General features: G+C 68.6%; 5 protein-coding genes. 3 read left to right on the forward strand and 2 right to left on the reverse strand.

Annotated features, from left to right (window positions below; translation table 11 throughout):
- Positions 1–24: 24 nt before the first annotated feature.
- Positions 25–921, reverse strand: coding sequence for an RNA polymerase sigma-70 factor (locus tag DMH01_RS16010; protein WP_125677519.1), 897 nt, complete (start codon positions 919–921; stop codon positions 25–27).
- A gap of 152 nt (positions 922–1073) precedes the next feature.
- Between DMH01_RS16010 and DMH01_RS16015 the strand changes: the two genes are divergently transcribed.
- Together DMH01_RS16015 and DMH01_RS16020 are read left to right on the forward strand one after the other, a co-directional pair.
- Complete coding sequence (locus tag DMH01_RS16015; protein WP_233621542.1) at positions 1074–3845, forward strand: M36 family metallopeptidase; 2772 nt, start codon at positions 1074–1076, stop codon at positions 3843–3845.
- Positions 3846–4131: 286 nt separating this feature from the next.
- A complete protein-coding gene (locus tag DMH01_RS16020; RefSeq protein ID WP_125677521.1) occupies positions 4132–5544 on the forward strand; it encodes an MFS transporter in 1413 nt (470 codons plus the stop codon).
- A gap of 44 nt (positions 5545–5588) precedes the next feature.
- On the opposite strand, the gene DMH01_RS16025 is transcribed toward DMH01_RS16020, so the two are convergent.
- Entirely contained in the window at positions 5589–9881 is a 4293-nt protein-coding gene (locus tag DMH01_RS16025) for a GH92 family glycosyl hydrolase (RefSeq protein ID WP_125677523.1), read from the reverse strand.
- A 199-nt stretch (positions 9882–10080) separates the two neighbouring features.
- On the opposite strand from DMH01_RS16025, the gene DMH01_RS16030 reads away from it, so the two are divergent.
- Positions 10081–11724 (forward strand): tannase/feruloyl esterase family alpha/beta hydrolase, encoded by a 1644-nt coding sequence (locus DMH01_RS16030; protein WP_233621543.1) that lies wholly within the window; start codon positions 10081–10083, stop codon positions 11722–11724.
- The last annotated feature ends 294 nt before the right edge of the window (positions 11725–12018 follow it).

A 12018-nucleotide genomic window follows, 5' to 3' on the forward strand; every position in this document is an offset into this window, starting at 1 on the left:
CTCCGTTGTTGAGAGCTTCCACCCTCAAGAACCGGCGAGCCACCCGGAATGTGACAACTGTTCCGAAAGGAACGCGAGCTTCTCCGGATTCGCGACCGCGCGGAGCCCGCGGATCCGCCCTTCCGCCACCTCGAACCCGAGGATGCCGTACAGGACGTCACCGGCCGTCGCGACCACCGCCGGACCCCCGTTGACCTCCAGGATTTCGATCGACACCTGTCCGACGCCGTCGAACATCCCGGCGTACAGCCGCGCGACCTTCGCCGCGCCGTGCACCGGACGCCGGGCCGCGGTGGCCTTGCCGCCACCGTCCGACCACGCCGTGACGTCGGCGGTCAGCAGACTCTCCAAAGCGGGCAAATCGCCGTCCCGTGCCGCCGACAGGAAACTCTCGACCAGTTTCTCGAGCTGTCGCGGGTCCGGAACCCGTCGCTCGTCCGATCGGTCCAGGGCCCGCCGCGCGCGGCTGTGCAGCTGGCGCGAGTTGACCTCGGAGACGTCGAGGATCGCGGCGATCTCGCGATGGTTGTACGCGAAGGCCTCCTTCAGCACGAACACCGCGCGCTCGACCGGGCCGAGTTGCTCCAGCAACACCAGCATCGCCAGCGATACCGACTCCCGCTGCTCCGCCGTCTCCAGCGGACCGAGCACGTCGTCCGAGGTCAGGACCGGTTCGGGCAGCCATGGCCCGACGTAGCGCTCCCGCTGAGCCCTGGCCGAGGTCAGCCGGTTCAGGCAGAGATTGGTGACCACCTTCGCCAACCACGCCCGCGGCGACGCGATCGACCCACGTTCGGCGCTCGCCCACTTCGGATAGGCGTCCTGGACGACGTCTTCCGCCTCCGCCGCTGAACCGAGCAGGCGGTACGCCAGTCCGAACATGGCGGGCCGCAGCCGCTCGAATTCCGTGGCGCCGTCCATCTTCCCCTACGAATCCCTTTAAATCCACTGTGGACACTCCAGCGCCGGGGTACCGCTCACCGGGAATTCCGTACCTGATCGGCGCTGACGTCCACGGTGACTGTATCGGTACGAAGGGAACGTCTGCGTCACCACCACGAGAGGGGTCTGGAGTGACGTCACGTTCGCGTACCTCGTTGTGCGCCGCGACCGCCATCGCAGTGCTAGCGCTGGTCACGGCGCCCGAAGCCGGCGCGGCACCGGCACCGGGTGCCGTGCACACCACACCGGACAGATCCGGGAAGGACGTCGATGTCCGGGACACGGCGAGAACCAGCCCGCGTGTCCTCGCCGCGGCGGCGTCCCGGTCGACGTCCGTCACGAACACGAGAGCGGAACTGGGCAACCAGGCCCTCCTCGACTTCGACGAGCTGACCGGCACACCCCGTGTCCTGGCCCGCACCGACGGGTTCCTCACCGGACCGAGCGGCCGGTCACCCCACGAGATCGTGTTGAACTACCTGCGGCAGAAGGAAGGGCTTGTCGGCCTCAGCGCCGATGACACCGCGAAACTGAACCTGCGTAAGGATTACGTCGACGTCGAAGGCACGCACCATCTCTCCTTCACCCAGTCCGTCGGCGGAGTTCCCGTGTTCGGCAACGGGTTGAAGGCGCACGTCGCGAAGGACGGCAGGCTGATCCAGCTGGACGGCGCGCCCGTGCGCGACCTTCCCGCCTCGCTGGGCGCGACCACGCTGGCCGCTCCCGCGCCGGACTCCAAGCAGGTCGCGTTCCTGACCGGCGACGGGCTCCGTCCCGCCTGGTACACGCTGACCAGACCCGCCGTGGACAAGATGTTCCAGGAGGTGACCGACGCCGGTACCGGCAAGCTGCTCTACCGCAAGAACCTGGTGAACCACGCCAATGACGACAACGACGCTGCCGGCGCCAAGGGCCTCGCCTGGGAAGCCCAGCCGGGCCCGCAGAAGCAGGTCGATCTGACCCAGAAGGGCTGGCTGCCCGCCGACGCCAAAACCCTGGACGGCAACGTCGCGCACGTCGCCGCCGACGTCAACGGCGACCTGAAGTTCCAGCCGCAGGAAGAGATCGGGCCGAACACCGACGGTACCTACCGCTACCGGTTCACCGACTTCAACGCCGCCGTCGGCCCGCCGTGCTCGGCGGCGAGGCCGTGCTCCTGGGACCCGAAGACGCCGGGCTCGTGGGCGAAGAACCGGGAGCAGAACGCCGTGCAGGCACTGGCCTACGTCGGGAGCTTCCACGACCACCTCGCCTCCTTTCCGATCGGCTTCACCCGCCAGGCGGGCAACTTCGAGAAGGTCGACGGCGACGCCGTCCAGGTCCACACCCTGCTCGGCGCGCAGGAACCGGGCTACTACGACAACGCGTTCATGGGCACCCCGCCGGACGGGCAGCCGCCGACGATGGGGATGTTCCTGTTCCACGACCCCAGGAACCCCGACGACCCGTTCCTCGCCGCGAACTCCGCCGACGACGCCACGATCATCCACCACGAGTACACCCACGGCCTGTCCAACCGGCTCGTCGTCGACGCGCAGGGCAACTCCACCCTGAACTCCCTGCAGTCCGGCGCGATGGGGGAGGCCTGGAGCGACTGGTACGCCTTCGACTACCTCGTCGGGCGCAACGCGATCAAGGACACCTCGGCGCCCGGTGAACTCCTCGGCGGCGACTACGTGAGCAACGGCGTCCCGCTGGCCCGCACCCAGCCGCTGGACTGCCCGGTCGGTGCCGTCGCGTCGAAGTGCCCCGGCACACCAGGGGCAGGCCCCGGTGGCTACACCTACGGCGACCTCGGCCGGATCGTCGGCTTCCCGCAGGTCCACGCGGACGGCGAGATCTGGGCGAGCACCCTGTGGGACATCCGCTCGGCGCTCGGTGTGCCGCTGACGCGGGCGCTGGTCACCCGCGCGATGGAGCTTTCGCCCGCGTCGCCGTCCTTCCTGGACATGCGGAACTCGATCCTGCAGGCCGACACGGTGATCAACGGCGGCCGCGCGCACGCCAAACTGTGGAAGGCCTTCGCCGCGCGCGGCATGGGCTACTTCGCCGCGTCGATCAGCGGCGCCGACACCGCGCCGGCCGAGGACTTCTCCACCCCGCCGCCCGCGGGCACCCCGACCGGGACCGTGACCGGCAAGGTCACCGACCGCGAAGGCGGAGCGCCGATCGCGGGTGTCGCCGTCCGGTTCAGCGGGCACGACTCCGGTTTCGCCGGGTCGCTGTCCGCGGTCACCGACGCGGCCGGGGCCTACACCATCCCCGGCGTGCTCCCCGGCACCTATCCGAAGGTCTACGCCTCCGGAGGTGGCGCCGACGGCGAGATCCGCGCGGTCTCGGTGCGGTCGGGGACCAGCAAGCTGGACTGGTCGCTGCGGTTCAACTGGGCCTCCAGTGGTGCCGGTGCCGGTGTCACCGCGTTCAACGGTGAGGACTTCACCCCCTACGGCTGCGGCCCCGGCGATCTCACGACCGCGTCGGTGCTCGGCGGGGGCGGCTGGTCGACCGACAGGGTCGTCCGCCCCGACGGCACCATCGAGACACGGTTCGTCACGATCAAACTCGGCAAACCGGTGAACGTCAGTGCCATCGAGATCGACCCGACCAACATCTGCGGCGACGACCCGCCCGCGGCCGCCAAGGACGTCACCGTCGAGACCTCGGTGGACGGCACGACGTGGGTGAAGGCGGGCACCGGCGACTTCAAGCCCGCCGATCTCGACAAGCTCACCGCGCTCCAGCTCGCGCCGGGCAGCGCGACCGGTGTGCGGTTCGTGCGGCTGACCGTTGCGTCCAACCAACTGTCGTTCCATCCGGAAAGGACCTGTTCGCCGCAGCCCACGACGGCCGGGTGCCTGTACATGGACGTGCGGAGACTGGCGGTGCGGGGCGCTTCCGCCTGATCGCCGGGATTCGCCTCGTGAGTGGTCGCCTTTTGCCCGCCTAGGTACATGAAGGACCCCTTCCTGTACCTAGGCGCAAGGATGGGGGCCTTCATGTACTTGGCAGCCGCTGTGACTGCCTGATGCGCATGGGGCGAACGGACCGTCCCGCGTGGACCTAACCGCCCTGGCACCTCGCGAGCGTCGTATGATCGAGGCATCGGGGTAGAAACGTGCCTGCCGTACCGGGCACGCGCATACGCGGTATCGAACGAACCGTCACTCCTTCATCGCGAAGGAGTACGTGATGCGTTCCCCTGTCCAAAGCCCCTCACTGGCCGGGAAATGGCCGGCGCTGGCCGGGCTCTCGGCCGTGTTCCTGGTCGAGATGCTCGACAACTCGATCCTCAACGTCGCGCTGCCGACCATCGGCCGTGAGCTCTCCGCCTCGACGACCACGCTGCAATGGGTGACCGGCGCCTACTCCGTCGTATTCGGCGGCCTGATGCTGGCGTTCGGCGCCCTGGCGGACCGGATCGGACGGCGCAAGGTCATGCTCGCCGGGCTCGTCCTGCTCGGGGCGGCGAGCCTGGCCACGATGTTCGTCACCGTCGCGTGGCAGCTCATCGCCGTCCGGGCACTCATGGGTGTCGCGGCCGCGATGACGACCCCGGGATCACTCGCCCTCGCGTTCCGCCTGTTCGACGAAGACGTGCTGCGCGTCCGCGCCACCACCCTGATCTCGACCGTCGGCCTGATCGGTCTCGCCGTCGGCCCCACCGCCGGAGGGCTCGTACTCACCGTTGCGCCGTGGCAAGCGCTGCTGCTGGTGAACGTGCCGATCGCCGCGCTCGCGTTCCTCGGCATCCGGGCCGGTATCCCGGCCGACGATGCCGCCGACCTGCATCGCGATCCGATCGACGTCGCCGGCGCGGCACTGGGAACCGCGACGATCGTCCTCGCGCTGCTCGCCCCGACGCTCTTCGCCGAAGCGGGCACCGCCTCGGCTCTGCCCTGGGGCGCCACCGTGGCCGCGCTCGCCGCCGCGATCTGCTTCGTCATCCGCGAGAAGACCGCCCGGCATCCCTTGCTCGACCTGAAACTCATCGCCCGCCCGCTCGTGTCCAGCGGCCTGGCCCTCAAAGCCGCGGCGGGGCTGGCGACCGCCGGGCTCGGGTACCTCGTGACACTGCAGCTCCAGTTCGGTCTCGGCTGGGCGCCCGCACAGGCGGCGCTGGGGATGCTGCCCCAGGTCGTCGTCCTCATCGCCGGCGGCGCTCTCATCACCCCGCTGATCACCCGCGTCGGTCTCGGCAAGGCCGCCTGGCTCAGCGCCGCCGCGGTAGTGTGCGGGCTCGCGGTCTACACGGTGTTCGGCGGACTCGGTTACCTCTGGATCGCCGTCGCGCTCGCCCTCGTGGCAGCCGGAATGCGCGTGGTCGGGGTCGTGGCGGGCACCAACGTCATGCGTGGCCTGCCCTCGAACCGGACCACCATCGGAGCCGCGCTCGTCGACACCTCCAGCGAGGTCACCACCGGGATCGGCATCGCGCTCAGCGGCACCATCCTGGCGGTGGTCTTTCCCGGTGCGTTGACGTCGGCTCAGCAGTCGGCCGACTTCCCGAAGGCGATCACGTGCGCCGGGCTCGCGCTCACCCTGCTGTCCGCGGCCCTCGTCGGCTTCGGCATCCTCCGCGGCCGACGTCCCGAACAGACGTAAAGGCCCCCTTCACGGAAGGGGGCCTTCACGTACTCACCGGAGGACTACAGCTTGGCGCACTGCCCGGCGGCCGGGCCGCGGACCGTGTTCCGCAGGTCGTAGTCCGTCGGAGCGGGGGAGTTGGCCGCGCACGCCAGAGGTCCGCCGATCGTGCTGGCAGTCAGCACCGGCCCCTTGTTGCCCGTCAACGCCACCGGCCCGCCGATCTCGGTCAGCTCGATCGAGACCGCCCCGGTCGTCCCGGTGATCGCCACCGGGCCGCCCACCTTCGTCCGGTCCAGCACGACCTGCGCCGCACCGGTCGCGGTCAGCGGCCCGGAAATCGAGCCGCCGCGAACGATCAGGCTCGCGCCCGCCGACACCGACACCGGACCGGAGATCGTCGCACCGTCCACACAGGTCACCCCGTTCCGTACGGTCAGCGGCCCCTTGCGCTCGCCCGTGATCGTCTCCGTGCACGCCGCGTCGGGCTTGCCCAGCACCTCGAACTCCGACAGCGACACCTCCCCGCCCGTGGTCGCGGTGACCTCGAGCCGGTAGTAGGCGTAGTGCGCCGGATTCGCGATCTTGAACGCCCTGGTCTGCTGACGCCACTGGAAGGTCTGGTCGGTCCGCTGATCCGCGACCGCCCACGTCTTCCCGTCGTAGGAGCCCTTCAGCACCCAGCTCTTCGCGTCACCCGCGCCCTTGCCCGAAGTCAGCGTGTAGAACGAACCCGCCTCGTTCGTCGAAGGCACCTGGTACTGGATCGGCGCCTTGACCTTCGCCTCGGTCCGCGACGTGTTGTCGAAGAACGCGGCGTCCCCGCCGGAGACCGGCTTGGTCAGGTCGTGCACCGGGGTGGGCACCGCGTCGCCCTTGGTGATCGACTTCGGCGCGTCGTCCGGGCCGGTACCCCACGACGACGGGTTCGGGCCCATGTCGAAGTCCAGCGTCCCGCCTCCTCCGATCGCCGAATGCGGCAGCGACGTCGACGTCTGCGCCTTGCCGTTCACCTTCAGACCCTGCACGTAGACGTTCTTCGCGCTGTTCTTCGGCGCGTTGACCACGATCTTCTTGCCGCCGGGCAGGTTCACGGTCGCCTTGGTGAACAGGGGCGAGCCGATCGCGTAGTCCGAGCTGCCGACCTGCAGCGGGTAGAAGCCCAGCATGCCGAACAGCCACCAGGCCGACTGCTCGCCGTTGTCCTCGTCACCGCCGTAGCCCTGGCCGAGTTCGCTGCCGACGTACAACCTCGCCAGCGCCTCGCGGACCTTCGCCTGCGTCTTCGACGGCTGACCCGCGTAGTCGTACATGTAGAGCGTGTGATGCGCGGCCTGGTTCGAATGCGCGTACATGCCCATCCGCACGTCCCGCGCCTCGGTCATCTCGTGGATGACACCGGGGTAGGTGCCGAACTTGAGGCCCTGCTCCGGCTTGGCGAAGAACTCGTCCAATTTGGACGCCAGCCCCGCCTTGCCGCCGTAGAGGTTCGCCAGGCCCTGTCCGTCCTGCGGAACCGAGAACCGCATGCCGTACGCGTTGGTCTCGGTGTAGTCGATACCCCAGACCTCCGGGTCGAACTCCTCCTTGCTCCGGGTGAACTTGCCCGCCGCGTCACGGCCCTGGAAGAAGCCGACACTCGGGTCGAACACGTTCACGTACTGCGTGGCCCGCTCGGTGAAGTACCCGTAGTTGTCCAGGTACTCCTGCTTGCGAGGGTCGTTCGCCGGAGCCTCGTCGTAGAGCTTCTTCGACATGTTCGCGATCGCGTTGTCGTTGACGTAGCCCTCGATCGCCCACGAGAACCCGTGGTCCGCGGTGTTCGGCGCGTACCCGAGGAACGTGCCCTCGTCGATGCCCTTGCGGCCGACCGCGCCGTTCGGCGGGGTCACCGTGGCGTTCTTGATCGCCGAGTCGTAGGCCGACTGGACGTCGAAACCCTTGACTCCCTTGAGATAGGCGTCCGCGAACGCGGCGTCCGAACTGGTTCCGGTCATCAGGTCCGCGTAACCGGGGGAGGACCAGCGCGAGATCCAGCCGCCGTCACGGTACTGCTGCACGAAACCGTCGACGAGTTTGCCGGTGGTGTCCGGGCTGAGCAGTGAATACGCCGACCACACCGTCCGATAGGTGTCCCAGAACCCGTTGTTGACGTAGAACTCGCCGTCGACCAGTTTCGCCCCGGTCTGCGTCGGGGTGTCCTGACCGGCCTTGGGCGACACCGGGCTCGCGTACTTCTTCACCGGCTTCTCGACGGTACCGACGTTCTCGAAGCCCGAGTTCGGGTACAGGAACAGGCGGTACAGGTTGGAGTACAACGTGATCAGCTGGTCCTTCGAGGCACCTTCGACCTCGACGACCTTGAGCTTCTCGTCCCACGCGTTCTGCGCGGCGCCGGCGACGGATTCGAGCGTCGCGTCCGGAGCGAGCTCCTGCTCCATGTTCTTCTTCGCCTGGTCCACGCTGATCAGCGAGGTCGCGATCCGCATGTTCACCGTCTTGTCGGCGCCCGCGTCGAACTTCAGGTAGCCGAGGACGTTGTCCCGCTTCTGGTCACCCGAACCGGTCGACAGCTTCGAACCGGCGGTCACCGGCTTGTCGAAGGTGGCGTAGACGAACATCCGGGTCGCACCGGCCGACAGTCCACTGCGGACGTCGCTGTACCCGGTGATGGACCGGCCTGCCGGGTCGAGGGTGAGCCCGCCGTTGTTGTTGACGTTGTCGAAGATCAGGTTCGAATCCGCCCCGGGGAACTTGAAGCGGTACAGCGCCGCGTGGTCGGTCGGCGCGACCTCGGTCTTGATCCCGTTCTCGAAGTCGACGCCGTAGTAATGCGCCCGCGCGGTCTCGTTCGAGTGCTTGAACGGCAGCTTCCGCGCCTCACGGTCGGGATTCGGCACCCCGGACGCGGTGGAGGGCAGGAACTGGAACGTCTGCCGGTCCGCCATCCACGGGCTCGGCGCGTGGCTCGCGGAGAACGCCTGCAGCGCTGGGAGGTTCTGCTCGTTGTTGCGCGAGTGGTACGAGTACATCCAGCTCAACGTGCCCGCGTCGGTCGTCGGGATCCAGAAGTTGAACCCGTGCGGAACCGCGGTCGCGGGCATGTTGTTGCCGCGCGAGAACGACCCGTTGGACAGCGAGCCGCGCGTGGTCAGCACGTTGTCGGACGGGCGCAGGCTCGCCGGCGGCGTCGGCGTCGCCGAGACCTTGATGTCGTCCAGCCAGCCCTGCAGCGAACCCGGCCCGTCCGCGTTGTCGTAGCCGACGAGGATCCGGTCGATCGTCTTGCCCTTGGCGACCACGCCGATCTGCGAGCGCACCAGGTTCCACTGGTTGGTGTAGAGCACCTTGCTCGCGCCCTGGCCCTGCGGGGAGAGCCCGAAACCGTACTGGTCGACCGCGCCGAGCTGGCTCAGGTAGGTGCCGTCGGTGAACGCCAGGTCCACCGCGACGTTCGTGCTCGGGTACTTGAGGTCGCCGCGGATGAACTCCGGCTGCACCTTGTACGACAGCTCCGAGGTCGCCGCCACGGGGATGTCGACGTCGAAGATCTTGTTGTACGACCAGCCGTGCCCCTGCGCCTTGTGGCTGCCGGAGTAGCGGAACGCGCGCAGGCCGGTGAACCCGACCCGGTTCTTGCTGGTGTAGCCGCTGCCGGGGCCGCTGTCGGTGAAGCTGCGCATGTTCGGCAGCGCCGGCGGGGCCGGATCCTCGTTGGCCAGCAGCAGCTCGGACAGCTGCAGGATCGGGCCGCCGTTGTTCTTGGTGACCTCGAGCCGGAAGAACTTGTACGCGGCGCTCGCGGCGGCGAGGCGGTACTCCTTCTTCTGGAACGGCTCGCTGAACTTCTGCCCGGACTGCTTGTCCAGGTCGGTCCAGGACTGTCCGTCGGCGGAGCCCTTCAGCGTCCAGTCCTGCGGGTTGCGGTTGTCGAAGTCGTTCGCCGAGGACAGCGCGTACCGGGTGATCGACGTCGGCTCGGACAGCGTGACCTGCGCCCAGCCGGTCGGAGTCCAGGCCAGCCACTTGGTGTCGGTCGAGCCGTCGACGAGGTTCGCCACTCCCTCGTTGGGGGTGTTCTCGCTGTTGGCGGAGACCTCGGTGACCTTGCCGCGGATGTCACCGGGGATGGTGGTGGCGTTCGCGCCGTCGACACCGAAGGACTTCGGCTTGCCGGACGGGTCGACGTCGACAGTGTCGCTCCACGTCGGCTCGGGTTCGCCTGGCTCGAACGAGGAGTAGAAGTCCGGTGGGGCCTCTTCGGCCGCGGCGGTGGCGGGGAGGGCTACCAGCCCGGACGCCACGACCGTGGCACTCAGAAGGCTGCAGACCCAGGGTCTGACGCTTCGGGGCATCGTTGCACCAATGCTTTCTCGCAGGGGACCGGTGACGCCAAGAGAGAAGAACTCGGGGGTGACATCGATGTCAAGACACCCGGACAAACCTGGCCCGAACTGGACAACCCGGATGCCCGGAAACCTGGTGGACAACCGGCGGGGCCGGGGCCAGGGTGAAGAGACGACTGAAGCCGATCCGGGAAACTGGGGTGGGGAAATGCGGCGGTTGTCCATGCTCGGCGTGGCAGCGCTCATCGCGGCAGGCTCGATACTCACGGCGCCGGCGGCCACCGCCGGCGAAACGACGTTCCACCCGGTGCGCACCTGCGCCGATCTGGTGCGGACCTACGACATTCCCGGCGCGGTCACGCACGTCGAGACCGCGACCGTGGTGCCTGCGACGGCGACCGAACCGGAGAACTGCGACGTCCGCGGCTACGTCGAACCGGCGGTGCGGTTCCAGCTCCGGCTGCCGACCAAGACCTACGCGGGCCGGTACCTGCAGTTCGGCTGCGGCGGGTTCTGCGGAGTGGTCACCACGCCTCCGTTCGCCGATTGCGGCCTCCCGCACGGCGGCGACGTCGCGGTCGCGGCCACCGACGACGGTCACGTCGGCAAGACCCCCGCGATCGTCGATGACGGCAAGTGGGCCGAGAACGACCAAGCCGCGCGCGACGACTTCGCGTTCCGGGCGCCGCACGTGGTCTCGAAGGCGTCCAAGCGGCTGATCACGCAGTTCTACGGCGCTCCGCCGAAGCAGTCGTACTTCAGCGGCTGCTCCGACGGCGGTCGCGAGGCGCTCCTGCTCGCCCAGCGCTATCCCCACGACTTCGACGGCATCGTCGCGGGCGCGCCAGCCGGCTACTGGGGACCGCTGCTCGGCGTCTACCAGACCTGGCTCGCCAAGGTGAACACCGGCGCCGACGGCAAGCCGATCCTGACCGCCGAGAAACTCCCGGCCCTGCACGCCGCCGCACTGTCCTCTTGCGACAAGTCCGACGGGCTCGGCGACGGCGCCATCGACGATCCGCGCACCTGCCGCTTCGACCCGGCCACGATCGCCTGCCCGCCGGGCACCGACAACGCGGGCTGCCTCACCGCCGCACAGGTCGAAGCCACCAAGAAGCTCTACGCGCCGCCGACCGACGAACGCGGCCGCAAGCTGTACCCGGGCGGCCAGACCGTCGGCTCCGAGCTCTCCTGGTACGGCTGGATCATCCCGTCCCCGGAAACCGGCGGGATTCCATTCGCGCACGCGCTCGCCGACAACTACCTGAAGTACATGGCGTACCCGATCGGGACACCGCATTCGTCGGTCGAGAAGTTCACCTTCACCGCTCGGGAATTCGACAGGCTGACCCCGGAAGGCATCCGCTCCAACGCGATGGCGCCGGACCTGCGCGAATTCCGGCGCGCGGGCGGGAAACTCGTGATCTGGCACGGCTGGGCGGACCAGGCGATCCCCGCTGCGGGCAGCATCGACTACTACGAGCGGCTCACCCGCGCCAACGGCGGCCCCGCGGCGACGCGGGACTGGGCGCGGCTGTTCATGGTGCCCGCGCTGTACCACTGCGCGACCGGCGACAAGCTGACCGAGTACGACCCGCTCAAGGAACTCGTCTCCTGGGTCGAGCGTGGCACGGCGCCGGACCGGACGATCGCCACCGGCCGCGATGCCGACGGCAAGGTGTTCCGCACGCGGCCGGTGTTCCCGTATCCGCTGCAGGCGAAGTACGACGGCACGGGAAGCGTCGACGATGCCGCGAACTTCGTGCCTGTCCCGCCTTCGCGGCCTTCGCACGATCTCGTGAACTGGGCGGGGAACGGTCTGTACGGGAAAGCGGGACCGGTAGCTCCCTAAGGTGTTGGGGCGCGTAGTCCGTGAAGGCCTCCTTGCCTACCTTGAGGGTAGGCAAGGAGGCCTTCACGACCTTGGTGACCGAATGGCGATCACGAGTGCCGTCCCACCCGGTACCGGTGCCCCTGAGCCCACCTGAGTACATGAAGGCCCCCTTCCTTGCGCCAGGCGCAAGGAAGGGGGCCTTCATGTACTGCCGGGGGTCTCTGCTGGGCGGTACCGGGGGTTGCGAAAGCCACTTTCGCAACCTTCAACGTTGCGAAAGTGGCTTTCGCAACCCCCGGCCGCGGCAGAGAG

The organism is Amycolatopsis sp. WAC 04182 (genome assembly GCF_003947465.1).
Lineage (GTDB): Bacteria > Actinomycetota > Actinomycetes > Mycobacteriales > Pseudonocardiaceae > Amycolatopsis.